This is a genomic window from Rhodobium orientis, assembly GCF_003258835.1.
GTDB classification, from domain to species: domain Bacteria; phylum Pseudomonadota; class Alphaproteobacteria; order Rhizobiales; family Rhodobiaceae; genus Rhodobium; species Rhodobium orientis.
Genome location: NZ_NPEV01000013.1, coordinates 49,983 through 69,163, shown reverse-complemented (window position 1 = coordinate 69,163; position 19,181 = coordinate 49,983). Strand labels below are relative to the sequence as shown.

Below are 19,181 nucleotides of genomic sequence, written 5' to 3'. Positions count from 1 at the left end.
GGCAAGGTTGGGCGAGATTGCGGCTGTCGCGGCAAAAAGGATCAGGCGGCGTAGTGGCGCCGGGCCTTGGCCGCCATCCGCCACAGCATCCAGTGACGGCGCCACAGCGGCATATCCACCATGGTCGCGAAGGGATCGTAGCCCGGCCGCTCCATGATGCCGAGATAGCGCTCGACCAGGCAGGTGGTGAGAAAGGCCGGGGCGATGTCCGGCGAGAGCCGGACGATGCCGCCGCGCGTCTCGTCGAGGTGATAGCGCACCTCGTCGCGCAGCTCCGCCATTGCCGGCATCAAGCCCTCGCCGGCCTCGCCGGCGCAGACCGAGACGCAGTCGACGCCGTGGCGGGACAGCACGTCGAGCGGCAGGAAGATCTGGCCGCGGGCGGCATCCTGCGGAAACTTGCGCAGCACCTCGGTGACGGTCTGGGCGATGCCGGCATGGTTGGCGACCTCGGTGACGTCGAGCCGGCAGCGGCCGCACAGGATCCGGACGGCCAGGCGGATCAGCGCCGAGGCCGTCTCGCGGGCATAGGCGTGGAGGTCGTCAAGGGACGGCATCGGGTCGTCGTAGAGGTCGAAGCTGCGCGCCTCCAGCATCTCGGCGAAGATGTTGCGGGGCAGGTCGAACCGCTCGATGGTGTCGAGGAGCGCGACGGCGAGCGGATTGCCCTCGATCTCGCCGCGGCAGGTGCCGGTGATGGCGTCGTGCCACCATTGCAGGCGGATCTCGCCCGGCAGCGGATCGCTGACCCGGTCGCGGACGGCCGCCGTCTCGGCGTAGAAGGCATAGAGCGCATAGAGATGCCGCCGGCGATCCTGTGGCGCGAACAGGCCGGCAACGAACCGCTCCTTGTCGGTGCGGCGCACGAGATCGAAACAGTGGTCATAGGCCTTGTCGAACGACACGCGATAATCCCTTGCGCCAACGCTATTCGACGGCGATCAGGGCCGCCGCCACGGCGCGGTTTTCGGCAAGGAGGACGTTGTAGGTGCGCACGGCCGCACCGGTCGACATGGCATCGGCGCTGATCGCATGGGACCGGAACAGCGCCTTCAGGCCGGGTGCCAGCGGCCGAAGGTCGTTGCCGGTGCCGACGAGCAGGATGTCGATCTCGCCGGCTTCCGCAATCACTGCGGAAAAGGCCTCGGCGTCGAAGCTTTCGGGCGCGGAACACGGCCATGGGAGAATGCCGCTCGGCAGGCACAGCAGCGAGCCGGTATGGGCCATTTCGGCAAATTTGAAGCGGCCGTCGCCATAGGCGTCGATCGGCGCCCGGCCGGGAAAGTGCGGGGCCGTGAAGACGAGCCCGCTGTCGTCGTTGACCATGTCTGTCTAAGTGGCTTCGGCGGCTCCTGCCGTCTCCGCCCCTCCATCCTTGCTGCCGCCGCGCTTGAGCTTCAAATGGATCAATAGCGGCGCGGCAATGAATATAGAGGAGTAGGTGCCGACGAAAATGCCCCAGATCATCGCAAAGACGAAGGAGCGGATGACCTCGCCGCCGAAGATGAACAGCGCGAACAGCGCCAGCAGCGTGGTCAGCGAGGTGAGGACCGTGCGCGACAGGGTGTTGTTGATCGACAGGTCGAGAAGCTGCGGCAAGGGCATCTTCTTGTAGCGCCGGAGATTCTCGCGCACCCGGTCGTACACCACCACGGTATCGTTGAGCGAATAGCCGACGATGGTCAGGATGGCGGCGATCGAGGCGAGCGTGAAGTCGAGCCTCAAGATGGAAAACATGCCGATGGTCAGGACGACGTCGTGGATCGTGGCGGCGACGGCGCCGAGCGCGAACTGCCATTCGAAGCGGAACCAGATGTAGAGCAGCACGGCAAACAGCGCGACGACGACGGCGATGGTGCCGGCCTCGGCCAGTTCGCCGGAAACGCGCGGTCCGACCACTTCGACGCGCCGGTATTCCACGCCCTCCTCGCCGAGAGTGCCGCGGATCAGGGTGATCGCGCGCTGCTGCGCGGACTCGCCGCCCTCCTGGTCCTCAATGCGGATGAGAACGTCGTCGGGGGCGCCGAATTCCTGCACCTGGACGTCGCCGAGATTGAGCTCGCCGAGGCTGGAGCGGATGGAGCCGGTGTCGGCCGGTCCGTCGATGGTGCGGATCTCGATGAGGCTGCCGCCCTTGAAGTCGATGCCGAGATTGAGACCGAGGACGGCGAACAGCACCAGCGAAGCGATCATGGCGGTGACCGAAACCGGAAAGGCGATCCACCGGTAGGTCATGAACCGGAGCTTGGTATCGTCCGGGATCAGGCGCAGGTATCTCATGGAAGAAGTCTCGCTCTTTCTGTCCGGGCGATCACAGCGGAACGGCCGTCGGACGCCGCATCTTCACCCACTGCGCCACCAGGAAGCGGGTGAAGGTGAAGGCGGAGAACACCGTCGTGACGATACCGATGGCCAGCGTCACGGCAAAGCCGCGGATCGGGCCGGAGCCGAGCTGGAACAGGATGACGGCGGAGATGAAGGTGGTGATGTTGGCGTCCAAGATGGTGCCGAGCGCCCGCGAAAATCCGGCGTCTATCGCGCCGATGGCCGATCTGCCCTGGCGCGCCTCCTCCCGGATGCGCTCGAAGATCAGCACGTTGGCGTCGACCGCCATGCCGATGGTCAGGACGATGCCGGCGATGCCCGGAAGCGTCAGCGTCGCGCCGAGCGCCGACAGCGCGCCGAGGATCAGGAACATGTTCACGATCAGCGCGGCGTTGGCGAAGATGCCGAAGAGCCCGTAGGCGGCCAGCATGAAGACGACGACGGCGAGCATGCCGATCACCGAGGCGACCTCGCCGGCCTCGATGGAGTCGGCGCCAAGGCCCGGCCCGACGGTGCGCTCCTCGATCGCGGTCAGCCTGGCCGGCAGCGCGCCGGCACGCAGCAGGACGGCCAGGTCGTTGGCGCCTTCCACGGTGAAGTTGCCGGAAATCTGGCCGGAGCCGCCGAGGATCGGCTCGCGGATGACGGGTGCTGAAATGATCTCGCCGTCGAGCACGATGGCGAACGGCCGACCGACATTCTGCTGGGTGATGAGACCGAACTTGCGGGCGCCCGCGGTGTTGAAGCGGAAGGTGACGACCGGCTCGTTGGTCTGCTGGTCGAACCCCGTCTGGGCGTCGGTCAGGTCCTCACCACTCAACAGCGGCGCCTCGTTGACCACATAGGGAACGGGGGGATCGTCGGTGGTGTACATCACCGTGGAGCCCGGGGGCGGACGGCTTTCGATCGCCTGCTGGACCGGGGTCGAGACGTCGACCATGTGGAAGGTCATCTGGGCGGTCTGGCCGATCACGGACTTCAGCCGCTGCGGATCCTTCTCGCCCGGTGCCTCGACCAGCACCCGGTCCTCGCCCTGGCGCTGGATGCTCGGCTCGGTGGTGCCGAGTTCGTCGATGCGCCGGCGGATGACCTCGATCGATTGCGAGACGATGCTGCGGATGCGGTGCGACAGGCCCGCTTCGGTGAAGGAAAAGCGGATCAGGCCGCCCTCGCCGGTCTCCATCTGGAACTCGTCCACCGGATCGCTGCCGAAGACGCTGGATTCCAGCGGATTGCGCAGATCGCGCAGGCGCCCCTCGGCGTCCGCGATCTTGGCCGTGTCGCGGATGCGGACCTGGACGCCGTCGCCCTGGATGCCGAGCCCGGTATAGCCGATGCGCGGCTCGTCGCGGAGCAGCTTGCGGATGTCGCCGACAAGCGTCTTCAGGCGCTTGTTCTTGTAGTCGGCGCTGTCGACCTCATAGAGCAGGTAGACGCCGCCCTGAAGATCGAGACCGAGCACGAGCTGCTTGCCCGGCACCCAACTCGGCCAGGCTTCCACCGTCTCGCGGGAAAAGAAGTTTGGCGCCGTCAGCACGAAGCCGCCGAGGGCGACCAAGAGGATGAGGGCGATTTTCCAGCGCGCGAAATAGAGCATGTCCGCTCGTCCGATCTTTCAACGGGAATTCAATGGGAATCCGGCGCCGCGGCGCCGGTCTTCCCGTGTCGTCCTTGGCCGGTCTATTCCTTGGCCGGCTCGCCCTTGGAGCGGACTTCGTGGATCATGGCCCTGACGACGCGGATCTTCATGCCCTCGGCCAGTTCGAGCTGGACCTCGTTGTCGTCGATGACGCGAGATACCTTGCCGATGATGCCGCCGCTGGTGACGACCGTATCGCCGCGGCGCAGGCCCGAGACCATCGCCTGATGCTCCTTCACCCGCTGGCGCTGCGGCCGGATGATGAGGAAATACATGATGACGAAGATCAGCACGAACGGGATGAGGCTGATCAGCATATCGCCGCCGGGGGCAGCACTGCCCGACTGGGCGAAGGCCGGGGTCACGAACATGGACCACTCCTTGACTGGGTTCTGATGGCGGACCGCCCGGCCGCCCGTTTGCCGGGCCGGCGGACGGTCGCGGTGATTTCGGCGCGGACTATAACGGTCCGCTCAGGCAATGCAAACACTCCCTTGGAACCCGGGACTGTGCCCGAAACCTGCCGCCGGGCCAACCGTTTGCCGGATGCGCGAGTGTCGCAACGGCCCCCGATCACAGGTCTAGCTTGTGGCAGGCCTTGCCGCATATGTGGTAGGGGCAGACGACTTTCAAACGAAAAGACTCCCCGAAGCGGAGACCCGCCTTGCAAGACCCTGCCCTCACCGCCATCGCCTCCCGCCTCGACCGGCTTCTTTCGCTCGTCGAACGGGCGGTCCCACCCGCTCCCGAAACCCCGGATTTCAATGCCGCCGACGCCTTCGTCTGGCAGGCCGATCCGGTCCGCTTCGTACCGGTCACCAGGATCAATCGCGTCGAGATGGACCTGTTGAAGGGGATCGAGCGGATGCGCGAGACCCTGATCGACAACACGGAGCGCTTCGCCCGCGGCCTGCCGGCCAACAACGCGCTCCTGTGGGGCGCCCGCGGCATGGGCAAGTCCTCGCTTGTCAAGGCGGCCCACGCCACCGTCAATGCGCGGCTGGAAAAGGACGGCGCCGCCGCCCTGAAGCTGATCGAGATCCACCGCGAGGATATCGAGACGCTGCCGGCACTGATGCAGTTCCTGAGGGCGGCGGACCATCCGTTCCTGGTGTTTTGCGACGACCTGTCCTTCGACGGAGACGACACATCCTACAAGTCGCTGAAGGCGGTGCTGGAAGGCGGCATCGAGGGCCGGCCCGAGAACGTCCTCTTCTACGCCACGTCGAACCGGCGCCATCTGTTGCCGCGCGACATGATGGAGAACGAGCGGTCGACGGCCATCAATCCGGCCGAGGCGGTTGAGGAGAAGGTGTCGCTGTCGGACCGTTTCGGGCTCTGGCTCGGCTTCCACAATTGCAGCCAGGAGGACTATCTGGCGATGGTCCGCGGCTATGTGGCCCATTACGGGATCGAGGTGGAGGACGAGACGCTGAAGGCCGAGGCGCTGGAATGGTCGATTTCGCGCGGGGCGCGGTCGGGCCGCGTTGCCTGGCAGTTCATCCAGGATTTGGCGGGACGGCTCAAGGTACGACTGACTGGGTAGGAGCCGCCCCGCCCTGATCAGGCGCCTCGCGGGGACAAGGGCTGACCAATTTCTCCTGCCATGGCCGCATCATTTGTCTTCGGCCTGGATTTTCGCCGGGACGGCGAAAGAAAAGGCCTCCGGCGACAGTCGCCGAAGGCCCGATGTTTCCTCTTATGCCCCTGCCAGATAGGGCATCGGATCGACCGGCCGCGAGCCCTTGCGCAGTTCGAAGTGGAGCTGCGGCTGGGTGACGGTGCCGGAGGCGCCGGCCTTGGCGATGATCTGGCCGCGGTTGACCGATTCGCCGCGCTTGACCATGAGCTCGCTGTTGTGCGCGTAGGCGGTGACCCAGCCGTCCGAGTGACGGACGAGGACCAGGTTGCCGTAGCCCTTCAGCTCGTTGCCGGCATAGATGACGGTGCCGTTCTCGGCCGCCTTGACGGAGGTGCCCTCCGGCACGGCGAGATTGATGCCGTCATTGTGCTGGCCGTTCGGCTTCGACCCGAATTCGGAGATGATGCGGCCGCGCACCGGCCAGCGGAAGGAGCGGATCTGCGCGGTCTGGCGCGGCTCCGGCTGCTGGCCGCCGGCCTGGTCCTTGTCTTCGGTGGCCGGCAGCGACCCGGTGACGACCTCGTCGGGATCGGGATTGTGGGTCGCGACCTGGTCGCGGGCCTTCGGCTTGCGCGTCGGCTGGGCCTCGACGACGTCCGGGCGGGCCGGCGCTGCACGCGCTACATTCGTCGCGCCGGCTGCCGGAATCGTCAGTGTCTGGCCGATCTTGATGAGGTTGCTGTCGCCGAGCCCGTTGGCCGCAATCAGCTCGCCACGGGAGATGCCGTAGGTGCGGGAGATGCTGGAGATGGTCTCGCCGGCCTGCACGGTGTGGGTGCCGCCGCGCGGCGCGGCCGGGCGCTGAGCAACCAGAGCGCGGCGCGGCTTCGGCGCCGGATGGGGTGCGGAGGCCCGCGACGGAAAGGGCTGGGCCCCGACCGGCCGGGCCGCGTTCTGGTTGGCTGACCCTGTGACGATGTCGTCGTAGCTGCGATTGCCGGTCTGCTGCGGCGGCAAGGGTGCCGCGGCGACGTTGGACCGGGAGCCGCCGCCATGGACGTAGGTCGGGATGATCACCTGCTGGCCGGCGGCCAGGCTTTCGCCATTGCCAAGGCCCGGATTGGCGGCAAGGATCGCGTCCTTGGGCACGCCGTAGCGGCGCGACATGGAGGAGACGCTGTCGCCCTGGCGCACGCTGATCCGCGTGCCGCCGGCCGTCGTCCAGCCATCCTTGGAGATGGGGGCATTCGCCTCGGGCGGATTGTAGATGGAGACCGATGACTTCATGCCCGGATCGGACCGCCCGCCGCGTGCCGCGGGGGGCTTGGCCGTCGAGCCGGTCACCAGCTCGTCATAGGTCGGGCTCTGCCGCTCGGCGTTGACGATTTGCTTCTGGTTCTTCGTGGACCCCGTCACGATCGTGTCGGTGAACCGCGAAACGTCCATGCTGCACCCGGCGGCGACGCCGGCCAGCATGGCCACCACACCCAGTCTGGCGAGCGTCTGTGACCGAGAATTTACTGATTTCACGCGCATCGGCCTACTCATGTCGTACCTGAAAAGACGACATCATTAGACCTGGGTAACGTTGATAAAGACTAAACGGCAGCTGCTTTTTTGTTGCAATTATGGCCTTGCGGCGCTGCGCAATCGATTACCGCATAAGGGGTTAGCTGAACAACTAAGCGCTTTACAGGGGGCGTGCCTTCCGGCTCACAGCCGGCTGGCGACGCCCGGCACCATCGGCACGAAACGCACCGAACACAGCGCCGTTTCCTCAAGGCGGCTGCCGCGCCGGCGCACCTTGATCAGTTCCTGGATGCCGCCCGAAGGGCCCACCGGCACCACCATGATGCCGCCGCCGACGAGTTGGCCGGCGAGCGTCTGCGGCAGCTCGGGCGCGGCCGCGGTGACGATGATTCGGTCGAAGGGTGCCTTTTCCGGCAGGCCCTCGAAGCCGTCGCCGAGGTGAAAGTTGACATTGGTGATGCCGAGCGTCGCCATGCGCTGCTCGGCCAGCTCCATCAGCGTGCGGTAACGCTCCATGGTGTCGACGTGCTCGGCGAGCTTGGAGAGCACCGCCGCCTGGTAGCCGGAGCCGGTGCCGATCTCCAGCACCCGGTGCGTCGGCTCGATTTCCAGGGCCTCGGTCATCAGCGCGACGATGGACGGCGCGGAAATGGTCTGGCCGCATTCGATCGGCAGGGCGCGGTCGGCATAGGCGAGCGTGTGGCTGTTGGCGGACAGGAACAGGCGCCGCGGCACCCGCTCCAGCGCCGACAACACCCGGGCATCGCGGATGCCCTGGCGGCGCAGCAACAGGATGAGTTCGGCCGTCGCGATGCGGTCGCCCTCATTGCTGTCGTCCCAGGAATCGAAACTGTCGTCCGTGATGTCGTTCATATCCGTGCAGAGGTCCGCAAACGGCGGAGAATTGCCGATGTCAACGCCCGGCCAGTCAGAAATCAACAAAAAGGCGCTTCAATGGCGCGCCCGTGAGCGCGCCCAGCCAGCGACGTTGCGCAAGGAGCGCCCTCTTTCAGCCCCGCTCGACGGCGCTCGACAGTTTGTCGAACATGTCCGGCGCCGTCAGGTCGAGGCGCAGCGGCGTCAGCGAGATCTTGCCCTCGTGGATCGCCGTCAGGTCGGAGCCAGGCCGCGGGCTGAAGGGCTGGCGCCGGTAGGCGAGCCAGAAATAGGGATTGCCGCGCCCGTCGGTGCGCTCTTCCACGAAGAGGCCATGGGTCAGCTTGCCCTGGGACGTGATCTCCATGCCGGCAACCTCGTCCGGCCCGCAATTGGGAAAGTTGACGTTGACCATAACGTCAAGCGGCAGGTCCGCATCGATGATGCGACGGATGACGTCGGGGCCGTGCGCCTCGACCGTCTCCCACGGCACCACGCGGCCGCCGTCCCACTCATAGGCCTGGCTGAGGGCGATGGAGCGCACGCCCAGCATGACGCCTTCCATGGCACCGGCGACCGTGCCGGAATAGGTGACGTCGTCGGCAATGTTCTGGCCGGCATTGACACCCGACAACAGCAGATCCGGCGGGGTGTCCATGACCTGGCGCACGCCCATGATGACGCAGTCGGTCGGCGTGCCGCGCAGGGCGAACTCGCGCTCGGAGAGCTGGCGCAGCCGCAAGGGGTCGCTCAGCGTCAGCGAATGGGAGAGCCCGCTCTGGTCGGTCTCCGGCGCGACGGTCCAGACGTCGTCGGAAAGTTCGGCGGCGATCTTCTGCAGCACCTTCAGCCCGGGAGCGTTGATGCCGTCGTCATTGGTGACGAGAATACGCATGGTCACTTTCCGCCGGTATTTTGAGGGCCGCCGATCGTGTCGAGACCGCCGAGATAGGGCTTCAAGGCCTCCGGTACGGCGATCGCGCCGTCGGCGGTCTGGTAGTTCTCCATCACCGCGATCAGCGCGCGGCCGACGGCGATGCCCGAGCCGTTGAGGGTGTGGCAGAACTTCAGGCCCTTTTCGCCGGACGGGCGGTAGCGCGCATTCATGCGCCGGGCCTGGAAGTCGCCGCAGACTGAGCAGCTGGAAATTTCCCGGAACATGTCCTGTCCCGGCAGCCAGACCTCGATGTCGTAGGTTTTTCTGGCACCGAAGCCCATGTCGCCGGTGGAGAGCGTGACGACGCGGTAGTGGAGGCCGAGGCGCTTCAGCACCTCCTCGGCGCAGCCGACCATGCGCTCGAGTTCGTCGACCGAGTCCTCGGCGCGGGTGACGGAGACGAGCTCGACTTTGTCGAACTGGTGCTGGCGCAGCATGCCGCGCACGTCGCGACCGGCCGAACCGGCCTCGGAGCGGAAGCACGGGGTCAGCGCCGTCACCCGCATCGGCAGCTCGGCATCCTCGAAGATGCGCTCGCGGGCCAGGTTGGTGAGCGGCACCTCGGCGGTCGGGATCAGCCAGCGCCCGTCAGTGGTCTTGAACAGGTCCTCGGCGAATTTCGGAAGCTGGGCGGTACCGTAGACCGCCTCGTCACGCACCAGCAGCGGCGGGATCGTCTCGGTGTAGCCGTGCTCCAGGGTCTGCAGGTCGACCATGAACTGGGCGAGCGCCCGGTGCAGGCGCGCCAGCCCCCCTTGCATGACGACGAAGCGCGAGCCGGCCATCTTGGCGGCGGCCTCGAAATCCATCAGGCCGAGGCCCTCGCCGAGCTCGAAATGCTCCTTCGGCGCAAAATCGAAGGACGGCTTGTCGCCGACGCGGCGCACCTCGACATTGGCGTCCTCGTCGGGCCCGACCGGCACGTCGTCGAGCGGCAGGTTGGGGATCGCGGAAAGCGCCTCTTCCAGGCCCGCGGTGAGCTTGCGCTCCTCCTCCTCGCCGCCCTGCACGAAGCTCTTCAGCTTGGCGACTTCGTCGATCAGCGCCTGCGCTTTTTCCTCGTCGCCGGAGCCCTTGGCCTTGCCGATCTCCTTGGAGGCGGCGTTGCGGCGCTCCTGGGCATCCTGCAGCTTGGTGATGTGGGCGCGGCGCGCGTCATCCATCTCGATGAGCTTTGCCGACAGCGGCGGCAGCCCGCGCTTTTCCAGCCCGCGGTCGAAGGTCTGCGGGTTGTCGCGAATCCATTTGATGTCGAACATCGTCGCCTCGGGTCGAATTCATTGCGGCGGACCGAGGGCCAGCGCCTTCGCCGATCGACTACGCGGCTTCGTCCGCCTTCGCCTCGGCTTCGGCCCGTTTTCGTTCCACCATCTTCACGGAAAGAATGGAGAACTCGTAGAGGAGCAGGGTTGGGAGTGCAAGTCCGATCTGGCTGATCGGATCGGGCGGGGTGAGCACCGCGGCGGCGATGAAGGTGAGCACGACGGCGTATTTGCGCTTGGCCTTCAGGCCGTTGGAATCGGTCAGCCCGGCCCGCGCCAGCAGCGTCAAAACGACCGGCAACTGGAACACCAGGCCGAAGGCGAAAATCAACGTCATGACGAGGCCGAGATATTCGGAGACCTTGGGCAGGTGCTTGATCTCGGCGACGCCCAAGCCGCCGGCCTGCTCCATGCCGAGGAAGAAGCGCATGGCGAGCGGCATGACAACGAAGAAGACGAGCGAGGCGCCGATCGCGAACAGCACCGGCGTCGCCACCAGATAGGGCAGGAACGCGCCGCGCTCGTTCTTGTAGAGGCCTGGCGCCACGAACATGTAGAGCTGGCTTGCCAGCACCGGAAAGGCCAGGAACAGCGCGCCGAACAGGGCCAGCTTCAACTGGGTGAAGAAATATTCCTGCGGCGCGGTGAAGATCAGCTCGATCTCGCGCTGGTCGCCGGCCGCCCGCTCATAGGGGATGATCAGGATGTTGAAGATGTCGCTGGCGAAATAGAAGCAGACGACGAAGGCGATCATGATCGCCAGCACCGACCACATCAGGCGCTGGCGCAGCTCGATGAGGTGCTCGATCAGCGGCGCCTTCGTCGATTCGATGTCGTCCTCTTCGCTCATTTTGAGCGCACCCCTACCCCGGATTTATGATTGTTTGTTGGACGGCTCGGCAGCCGCCGGAACATCGGTGTCGGCGTCCGCAGCCTTGCGGGCGTCCTGGCTTGCAGGCACCGCATCGGCCTGGGTCGCCGGGCGCGGCTCACCGAGGCCGTCATCCGGGTTCATCTCCGAAACGGCCCGGTCGACCGGATCGAGCGCCGGCGTTTCTTCTTGCGCCTTGGACTTCTGGCCCTCGGCCTGCGGCTTGTAAGGCTTGGTCGGATCCTTGACGCCGTCCAGCGCGCTCAACGGATTCATCGCCTTCTTGACGTCCGCGACCGGATTGAACGACTTGTTCATGTCGGAGAGGCTTTTCTTGGCGTCGTCCAGGTCCGCCTGGCGCTCGGCCTCGCGCACCGCGTCGTTGAACGTTGTCTGGAACTCGCCGGCCATGCGGCGCATCTTGCCGACCACCTGGCCGAACGTGCGCAGCATCCGCGGCAATTCCTTCGGTCCAACGACGAGGATTGCGATCACGGCAACAACAAGGATCTCGGTCCAGCCGATATCGAACATGGCGTCCGCCCTACTGGGGTGGCGCGGCCTTCAATGGGGCCGGCGTCAGCTCGCCTTGCTCTGATCGTTGGCCTTGTCCATCGACGCCGTCGTGGAGTCGTGCTCGATCGTCTTGTTGTTGTCTTTTTCCTCGGTCTCGTCTTCGGCGAGCCCCTTCTTGAAGCTCTTGATGCCTTTCGCGACGTCGCCCATCAGCTCGGAAATCTTGCCGCGACCGAACAGGAGCACGACGATCACCGCGACGATGACGATCTGCCAAATACCTATGGACATGAATGACTTCTCCTCAAACGTCTCAAGCGCATCGCGCGCTGCACGTCATTTTTCGGCGGCACTATTGCAGAAAGGGTCCCGACCCGCAACACACCCTTAGGCGGACCGCAACCCACCGTTCCAGGTTGCCGGATTACCCTCGTTATTCGGCGGCGAAAACCAGCGCCGCGGCGGCGTCGAAGCCGACGACCACATGCTCTCCGGCCGCAAGGTCGGATCCGTGCCGGCGCACCGAAAGCGGCCGATCCAGCCCGCGCACCGCGATGTCGAGCAGGTCGACCTCGCCGAGGAACCGCCGCCGCAACACGCGGCCGGGAGTCCTGTCGAGCGCCAGCCGGTCCGATCCCCGCGTCACCCTGATATCGTGCGGCCTGAGGCCGACGACAACCGCCTCGCCTTCGGAAAATCCCGGCACGGGCGCCCCGCCGATCGGCGTTTCGACCTCGCCGCCGGTGACGCGGCCGGGAATTTCGTTGAGATCGGAGAAGAAGCGGGCAACGAAAAGATCCGCCGGACGCCGATAGAGATCCTCCGGCGTTCCGACCTGGACGATGCGGCCGCGGCGCAGCAGCGCGATGCGGTCGCCCATGCGCATCGCCTCTTCCGGATCGTGGGTGACGACGATGCAGGTCGCCCCGGTCCGCTCCACCGCCGTCAACGCGTTCTCGCGCACGTCCTCGCGCAGGCGCCGGTCGAGGCCGGAGAACGGCTCGTCCATCAAAAGCACGCTCGGGTTCGGCGCCATCGCCCGGGCAAGCGCCACGCGCTGCTGCTCGCCGCCGGAAAGGGCGTGCGGATAATCGTCGGCATAGGCGGCAAGGCCGACGGCCATCAGCGCCTCGCGGGCGACCTTTTCGGCCTCTGCCTTCGGCAGGTCGGTCAGGCCGAACATCACGTTTTTCACAATGGTCAGATGCGGGAACAGGGCATAGTCCTGGAACATCAGCCCGACGCCGCGGCGCTCCGGCGGCAGGAAGACGTCGGGGCCGGCGACCTCCCCGCCGTTGACGACGACCCGGCCGGCGCTCTGGCGCTCGATGCCGGCGGCGATCCGCAACAGGGTCGTCTTGCCGCTGCCGGACTGGCCGAGGAGGCACAGCACCTCGCCCGGCTCGACCTCCAGCGAGACGTCTTCCACGCTGGCGACGCTGTCATAGTGGTGGGTGATGTTCTCAAAGACGAGGCGGCCGGAGGCACCGGTGTCCTCGCCTTCTCGCTCTGCGGATAGGGCCAAGCCGCTTACCTTTCGTCCTCGTCGAGGGGATCCTCGTCGCCCCGCAGGTCGGCGCTGTCGGACGGCACCGGAATGGCGAGGTCGGCGGGAACATTGATATCGAGGAGGCCGGCGCCCTTCAACTCCTCCAGGCCCGGAAGGTCGCCGACCGCTTCCAGGCCGAAATGGTCGAGGAAGGCTTCCGTCGTGCCGTAGGTGACCGGCCGGCCGGGCGAGCGGCGGCGGCCGCGCATGCGTATCCAGCCCGTCTCGAGGAGCACGTCGAGGACGCCCTTCGACATGGAAACGCCGCGGATCTCTTCGATTTCGGCGCGGGTCACCGGCTGGTGATAGGCGACGACGGCAAGGGTCTCCAGCGCAGCACGGGAGAGCCTGCGCGGCTCGACCGCCTCCGGGGCAAGCAGGAAGGACAGGTCCTCGGCGGTCCGGAACGCCCATTTCTCCGCCACCCGGACGAGATTGACGCCGCGCCCGGCATAGGCCGACTGCAATTCGCGCAGCAGCGAGCCGACGTCGACATCGGAGGGCAGCCGTTCGGCCATGAACGCCTCCGACAGCGGCTCTGCGCTGGCAAAGAGCAGCGCTTCCAGCATGCGCAGATGCTGGCGCCGGTCTTCCGGAGAAAGGCTGGTGACGTTGTTCATGCCGGTCCCCTCGCCGCCCGCGCGATCATGGCTTGCCCTTTCCGGGCGTGTCGGCGCCCGGCTCGTCGCCCTGCCGCGGCGTCTGGCGCCGGCGCACATAGAGCGGCGCGAAGGCGTCCGCCTGGCGCAGTTCCACCTTGCCCTCGCGGACCATTTCCAGACTTGCCGAAAAGGTGCTGGCGATCGCTGTCGCCCGTTCTTCCGGCCGTGCCAGATAGGCGACCAGGTATTCCTGCAGGGAGGTCCAGTCGTCGGCCATGCCGACGAGGCGGGCGAGCACCTGGCGGGCCTCCTCCAGCGACCAGACATCGCGCTGGCGCACCGAGACGCGGCGCACGCAAGTGCGCTGGCGCTGGATCGCATAGGCCGACAGGAGCTCGTAGAGGTCGGCCTCGTATTCGGTGCGGCGGACCGTGTCGAGCGCCTCCGGCATGCCGCGGGCAAAGACGTCGCGGCCGAGCCGGTCGCGGTTCATCAGGCGGGCGGCGGCATCGCGCATCGCCTCCAGGCGCCTGAGCCGGAAGGCGAGCGCTGCGGCCATTTCCTCCGCGCTCGGCTCCTCCGGATCGTCGCCGGCCGGCAGCAACAGCTTCGATTTCAGATAGGCCAGCCAGGCCGCCATCACCAGATAGTCGGCGGCGATCTCCAGGCGCAGCCGGCGCGCCTCCTCGATGAAGCGCAGATACTGCTCCGACAGCGCCAGGATCGAGATCTTGGTCAGGTCCACCTTCTGGGTGCGGGCGAGTTCCAGCAGAAGGCCGAGCGGGCCCTCAAAGCCGTCCACATCGACGAGCAGGGTCGGGTCCGCGGCCGAGCGTTCCGGCTCAGCGCCCCAGGCCGCGTCTTCCTCCTCGCCGACGCCCATCAGGTCGTCCCGTCCGCCATCAATTCCATGAACTCCGCCCGCTCGGCCACAGGATCGCCGGCAATGCGCCTGCCGACCAGCGCCATCGCCCGGTCGGCCCGCGCCCTGGCCGCGCCTTCCAGCAGCGGGCTTGCCGCGGCGACGGCCTGCATCTCGTCCAGATCGCCGTTGCAGTGTAGGGCAAGATCGCAACCGGCGGCAAACAGCCCCTCGCAGCGCTCCGCGATGGTGCCGCCAAGCGCCTTCATGGAGACGTCGTCGCTCATCAAGAGGCCGGAAAAGCCGAGGTCGCCGCGGATGATGTCGGCAACGATAAGCGGCGAGACCGTCGCCGGGTTCGCCGGATCGAGCGCGCTGTAGACCACATGGGCGGTCATGGCGACGGGCAGGTCGGCGAGCGCCCGGAACGGCGGGAAGTCGTGGGCCGCCAAATCTTCCAGCGGCGTCTCGACCGTCGGCAGCGACAGGTGGCTGTCGGCGGTGCCGCGGCCATGGCCGGGAATGTGCTTGATGACCGGCAGGACGCCCTCCGACATCAGTCCTTCGGCGGCGGCCCGGCCAAGCGCCGCAACCGTTTGCGGATCGGTTGCGTAGGCGCGGTCGCCGATGACGTCGTGGGCGCCGGCGACGGGAACGTCGAGCACCGGCAGGCAGTCGGCGGTGATGCCGAGGTCGGCCAGGTCGCCGGCCATCAGCCTGGCGCCGAGGAACGCTGCTCGCTTGCCCCTTGCCGGGTCCGCCGCATAGATCTCGCCATAACGCCGGCCCGGCGGATAGATCGGCGCGAGCGGCGGCTTCAGGCGCTGCACCCGGCCGCCCTCCTGGTCGATGAAGACGGGCGCGTCGGCCGTGCCGACGGCGTCGCAGAAGGCGGCGACGAGGCCGAGGATCTGTTCGGGATCGGAAAGGTTCCTGGAAAACAGGATCAGGCCCCAGGGCCGCTCGGCTTCCAGGAAGTCGCGTTCGGCGTCGCCGAGGACGAGCCCGGAAACGCCGCAGATGAAGGCCTTGTGGGAAACAGTCATGACCCGGCCTTATCCGCAGGGATCGGCCGGGTCAAGACGCTTTGCTACGGCGATATCCGTCAGTTGCGCCGGATGAAACAGTCGCCTCCGGCGCTCTTCAGGTTGGAACAGAAGTTGTCCGCCGCGCCCCGCTCCATCGGCCCGACCCGCACGCGGTAATAGGTGCCCTTGTCGCCAAGGTCGGCGCGCAGGATCATGGCGTTCTGGTTGTTGAAAAGCTGCGGATAGCGGCTCTGCAGCGACTTGTAGGCTTCCTGGGCCTGGGCCTCGCTGCGCTGCGAGGAGACCTGGACGCTGTAGGTGCCGGCCGGCGGTGCTGCCGTGGCGGGCGTTGCCGCAGCCGCCTCGGCGGCATTGCTCGGCGGCGCCGACGGCGGCGGCGTCACGGCCGGGCCCCTTGCGGCCGCAGTCAGGTCGAGCGGACCGGTCTGGCCGCGATTCGTCGGCGGGATGTCCCGCCCTTGCGTGCGCACCGGCTGGGTGGTGACCCGGCGGGCGGTCGGCGAGACCGGCGAATCGGCCGTCGACGGACGGGCCTCCGGCAGCCGGGCATTGCGCGGCACGGCGGGGGTCGCCGGCCGGCTTGCCGGTGCCTCGGTCTGGACCTGGCGCGGCTCCGGCTCGCGGCTTGCGACGTCAGTCTCCGAGGACGTGTCATCGGTCGCCGCCGGGGTTTCCTCCGCCTCGGATGCCACGGGTTCTTCATCCGCCGCAGGACCGCTCGCCTCGGCGTCGTCGGTCGCCTCGGCAGGCGCTGCCTCGTCGGTGTCGAGCGCGGCAAGCTCGGTGCCGGGCTTCGGACGCGGCACGTCGGCCTCGCCGGAGAATTCCGGCGTGTCGGCGTTGCCGGCAAGGAGATCGGCGTCCGTGGCCTCGGCCGTGTCGGCGCCTTCCCCGGCATCGGCGGCCGCTTCATCCGCGGTCGCGCCGATGTCGTCGGTGGTCGGGCGGATGCGCACGGTTTCCACGGGCGCCGCCGCAGCGGGCGCCGCGTCGTCGGACTGGTCGACGATGGTGCCGTCCGGACGGACCACAACGGTCCGCACACGCCGCGGCACCGCGCCGCGGGCCTCGGCCTCCGGCACGCCGGTCTCACCCTCGGCGGCCAGCGGGTCGACCGGCTCCTCGGTGCGCACGATCAGGCGTTCCTCACCCGGCTCTCCGGAGCCGCCGACACGGTCGTAGATCAACTTGGAACGTTCCGGCTCGCCCGTGCCCTGCGGCTCTTCCGGCTTGACCTTCACCTCGCCGGTATCGGCGTAGATCATCGGCGGCGGGCCGCTTGCCTCTTCGCCGGCCAGGAAGCGGTAGCCGAGGAAGCCGGCAAGGCCGAGCACGACGATGCCGCCGACGACGGCAGCGACCATCATGCCGCGGCCGCGTTCGCCGTCGGCCGGGCTCGCTTCGAGCTCCTCTTCGGTGTGCGGCGGCAACTGGTGGTCGTCGCCGGAATATTGCGGCGCGGCCTCCTCGGCCGCCAGCGCGATGTCGTCGGTATCGGCATAATCGCCGTCCGGCGCGTAGCCGGCCTCGGCGTGATAGGTCTCGTCGTAGTGCTCGGCCTCGTAGCCGGCGGCGACGGGCGCGCCATAGGCCTCGTCGAGATCGACCGCGACCCGCGGCGGCTCGAGCGCGGCATCGTCAAAGGCCGGATCGTAGGCGTCGGACCGGTATTCCCGCGGCACGAATTCGCGGCTGTCGTCTTCGCCGTCCTCGTAGCCTTCGACCTCGGCGTACCCCTCAGCGGGATAGTCGGTTTCGTCTTCGGAGCCCGTCTCGGCATAGATGGCAGGCTCGTAAACGCCCTCGCGACCCTCCGCTGCAAGCGGAGAGCCGTCGGCGTCGTAGGAGCCCTCATAGGCCGCGCCGTCGCGGGGCGCTTCGGCGTAAATCTCCGGATAGGCGTCGCCTTCCCCAGGCTCGTCCGTCGTTTCCGTCAGGTCCGGGGCTTCCGGCGCCTCCGCATCCTCTTCCGGCGCGTAACGTTCGTCGATGCGGTAGGGCTCGCCGGCGGTGACTTCCGGGAAGAGCGCGGCTTCCACGGCATCGATATTGCCGTCGTCGCCGATGCCCTCGTCGGCCGGAACCTCGGCGTCGAGGCCGGGCTCGATCCGGCCATCGTCGGCATAGGCCGCGCTGTCGTCATCGTCCGCATAACGGCTGTCGGCCCTGAGGTCGGGACCCCGCCAGGCGACGTCGTCGTCCGCCGACGGGGCCTCGGTGATCACCTCGGGCGCGTCGTCGGCTTCGGGCTCGTCTATGCCCGGGTCTTCGGCAACAGGTTCTTCGACGGCAGGCTCTTCGACGGTAGCATCCGGAATTTCCGGCAACGGCGTCAGGTCGAGATCGGCCGGGGCCTCGTCCTCGAACGACGGCTCAAAGCGCGGCTTTGATATCTCCGGATCGTTGGCGATCGCCTCGCCGACGGCGGCGGCAAGTGCGCCTTCCAGGTCATCGAGGTCGATCGGAGGGGCTGTCGTCTCGGCCGGCTCCTCGTCGAGGGACGTTGTCTCGACCGGCGGAGCGGCATCGATCTCCGGCTCGTCGAAGGCCTCCACGGCCGGCGCGTCGTCTTCGGCGGCCGGCTCTTCGTGGACGACCGGCTCCTTGCGCGGCGCAGGCTCCTCAAAGCCGCGGCGCATGCGCGCCAGCAGCGAGGCCGACCCGCCTTCGATCGCCGGCGCGGATGGCTCGTCCCGGCTGGCCACCGGCCGGGCCGTCGTCGGCGTCACGCGGGAGCCGAGAATGGCGCTGAGCTGGCTGGCGAGGTCGAGCGGTTCGGGGCGTTCGGGCTCCGTGGTCTCCGGCTCGGCGGCTTCGGGCTCGGCAGGCTCCGGCGCGACCCGGACATCGTTCGTTTCGGCCGTTTCCGGTTCGGCCGCATTCGGCTCGGGGAAGACCTCGGGTGCCTCGAGCGCGGCGGCCGGGCTCTCGTTCTCGGCCGGGAGTTCGATTTCCGGTGCGGTATCTTCGGGAATGTCGTCTCGCGACGCGACCGGATCGGAGACGGCAGCATCGAGCGGATAGCCGGCAATCCGGTCCTCGGCCTCGTCGGCCTCCAGCGACGGTTCAACGTCGCGTTCGTCATAAGTATCCGGGAGCACTTCGCCGGATTCAACGGAAGCCTCGGCGCCGACATCGGCGTAGGGCCCGTCGTCCTCATCCGGCTCCGGCTCGTACCCGGCCGCCTCGATATCCGGGGCGGCCTGACGTTCTTCAGGTGAATCGGGCTCCGGCTCGGGCGGCGCAAAGCTCGCCTCGAACTCGGCCAGAAGCTCGCGCTCCAGATCGGCGGTCGGATCACCGGCGAAGACGTCGTCTTCCGGCGCGCGGCCCGGGTCCTGCGGCGTGCCGACGGGGGGCGTTACCGCTTCTACCTCCGGCGCGTCCTCTTCCGGCCCCTTGCCGTCCGACAGGTCCTCGCTCGGCGCGGCCTCTTCGGGCTCGGTTTCCCGGCGCCGCGGATAGAGCGGACCGCCGCTGACGATCCGCGCCAGTTCGACCAGCGGATCTTCCTCATAGGTCCGATCATCCGGCGCGTCGCGCTCGTAGCCGGCCCCGAATTTCTTGGCTTCTTTGGACAT

At 67.5% G+C, this 19,181-nt stretch carries 18 protein-coding genes; 1 reads left to right on the top strand and 17 read right to left on the bottom strand.

What is annotated here, in order from left to right:
• Positions 1-41: 41 nt before the first annotated feature.
• From CH339_RS08565 to yajC, 5 genes are all read right to left on the bottom strand, one after another.
• Positions 42-905: a phytoene/squalene synthase family protein gene (locus CH339_RS08565; protein ID WP_111433929.1), complete on the bottom strand. Its 864-nt coding sequence runs from the start codon at positions 903-905 to the stop codon at positions 42-44.
• Positions 906-927: 22 nt separating this feature from the next.
• Positions 928-1,326, bottom strand: a complete 399-nt coding sequence (locus CH339_RS08560; RefSeq protein WP_111433928.1) for an Mth938-like domain-containing protein — start codon at positions 1,324-1,326, stop codon at positions 928-930.
• A gap of 6 nt (positions 1,327-1,332) precedes the next feature.
• Positions 1,333-2,280, bottom strand: coding sequence for a protein translocase subunit SecF (secF, locus tag CH339_RS25105; RefSeq protein WP_111433927.1), 948 nt, complete (start codon positions 2,278-2,280; stop codon positions 1,333-1,335).
• 31 nt (positions 2,281-2,311) lie between these two features.
• Positions 2,312-3,922 (bottom strand): protein translocase subunit SecD, encoded by a 1,611-nt coding sequence (gene secD / locus CH339_RS25100; protein WP_111433926.1) that lies wholly within the window; start codon positions 3,920-3,922, stop codon positions 2,312-2,314.
• A gap of 83 nt (positions 3,923-4,005) precedes the next feature.
• The gene (gene yajC, locus CH339_RS08545; protein ID WP_111433925.1) at positions 4,006-4,335 is read right to left on the bottom strand and encodes a preprotein translocase subunit YajC; all 330 of its coding nucleotides are present in this window, start codon (positions 4,333-4,335) and stop codon (positions 4,006-4,008) included.
• Positions 4,336-4,628: 293 nt separating this feature from the next.
• Here yajC and CH339_RS08540 point away from each other — a divergent pair, with 293 nt between their 5' ends.
• Positions 4,629-5,510, top strand: coding sequence for an ATP-binding protein (locus tag CH339_RS08540; protein WP_111433924.1), 882 nt, complete (start codon positions 4,629-4,631; stop codon positions 5,508-5,510).
• Positions 5,511-5,663: 153 nt separating this feature from the next.
• On the opposite strand, the gene CH339_RS08535 is transcribed toward CH339_RS08540, so the two are convergent.
• From CH339_RS08535 to CH339_RS08480, 12 genes are all read right to left on the bottom strand, one after another.
• Positions 5,664-6,992 (bottom strand): LysM peptidoglycan-binding domain-containing M23 family metallopeptidase, encoded by a 1,329-nt coding sequence (locus tag CH339_RS08535; protein WP_170138446.1) that lies wholly within the window; start codon positions 6,990-6,992, stop codon positions 5,664-5,666.
• 267 nt (positions 6,993-7,259) lie between these two features.
• Positions 7,260-7,949: a protein-L-isoaspartate(D-aspartate) O-methyltransferase gene (locus CH339_RS08530; protein ID WP_111433951.1), complete on the bottom strand. Its 690-nt coding sequence runs from the start codon at positions 7,947-7,949 to the stop codon at positions 7,260-7,262.
• A 136-nt stretch (positions 7,950-8,085) separates the two neighbouring features.
• Positions 8,086-8,847 (bottom strand): 5'/3'-nucleotidase SurE, encoded by a 762-nt coding sequence (surE, locus tag CH339_RS08525; RefSeq protein ID WP_111433922.1) that lies wholly within the window; start codon positions 8,845-8,847, stop codon positions 8,086-8,088.
• Positions 8,848-8,849: 2 nt separating this feature from the next.
• Complete coding sequence (gene serS / locus CH339_RS08520; protein WP_111433921.1) at positions 8,850-10,148, bottom strand: serine--tRNA ligase; 1,299 nt, start codon at positions 10,146-10,148, stop codon at positions 8,850-8,852.
• A 58-nt stretch (positions 10,149-10,206) separates the two neighbouring features.
• Positions 10,207-11,001 (bottom strand): twin-arginine translocase subunit TatC, encoded by a 795-nt coding sequence (gene tatC / locus CH339_RS08515; RefSeq protein WP_111433920.1) that lies wholly within the window; start codon positions 10,999-11,001, stop codon positions 10,207-10,209.
• A 24-nt stretch (positions 11,002-11,025) separates the two neighbouring features.
• Positions 11,026-11,556 (bottom strand): Sec-independent protein translocase protein TatB, encoded by a 531-nt coding sequence (tatB, locus tag CH339_RS08510; RefSeq protein ID WP_111433919.1) that lies wholly within the window; start codon positions 11,554-11,556, stop codon positions 11,026-11,028.
• Positions 11,557-11,601: 45 nt separating this feature from the next.
• The gene (locus tag CH339_RS08505; protein WP_111433918.1) at positions 11,602-11,829 is read right to left on the bottom strand and encodes a twin-arginine translocase TatA/TatE family subunit; all 228 of its coding nucleotides are present in this window, start codon (positions 11,827-11,829) and stop codon (positions 11,602-11,604) included.
• Positions 11,830-11,971: 142 nt separating this feature from the next.
• Positions 11,972-13,063, bottom strand: a complete 1,092-nt coding sequence (locus tag CH339_RS08500) for an ABC transporter ATP-binding protein (protein WP_111433917.1) — start codon at positions 13,061-13,063, stop codon at positions 11,972-11,974.
• A gap of 5 nt (positions 13,064-13,068) precedes the next feature.
• Positions 13,069-13,707 (bottom strand): SMC-Scp complex subunit ScpB, encoded by a 639-nt coding sequence (gene scpB, locus CH339_RS08495; protein ID WP_111433916.1) that lies wholly within the window; start codon positions 13,705-13,707, stop codon positions 13,069-13,071.
• A gap of 25 nt (positions 13,708-13,732) precedes the next feature.
• Complete coding sequence (locus tag CH339_RS08490; RefSeq protein WP_111433915.1) at positions 13,733-14,572, bottom strand: segregation and condensation protein A; 840 nt, start codon at positions 14,570-14,572, stop codon at positions 13,733-13,735.
• Positions 14,572-15,597, bottom strand: a complete 1,026-nt coding sequence (gene nagZ, locus CH339_RS08485; protein ID WP_111433914.1) for a beta-N-acetylhexosaminidase — start codon at positions 15,595-15,597, stop codon at positions 14,572-14,574. The genes CH339_RS08490 and nagZ overlap by 1 nt, the downstream gene beginning before the upstream one ends.
• Before the next feature lie 59 nt (positions 15,598-15,656).
• On the bottom strand, positions 15,657-19,181 hold the full coding sequence (locus CH339_RS08480) for an SPOR domain-containing protein (protein WP_111433913.1): 3,525 nt from the start codon (positions 19,179-19,181) through the stop codon (positions 15,657-15,659).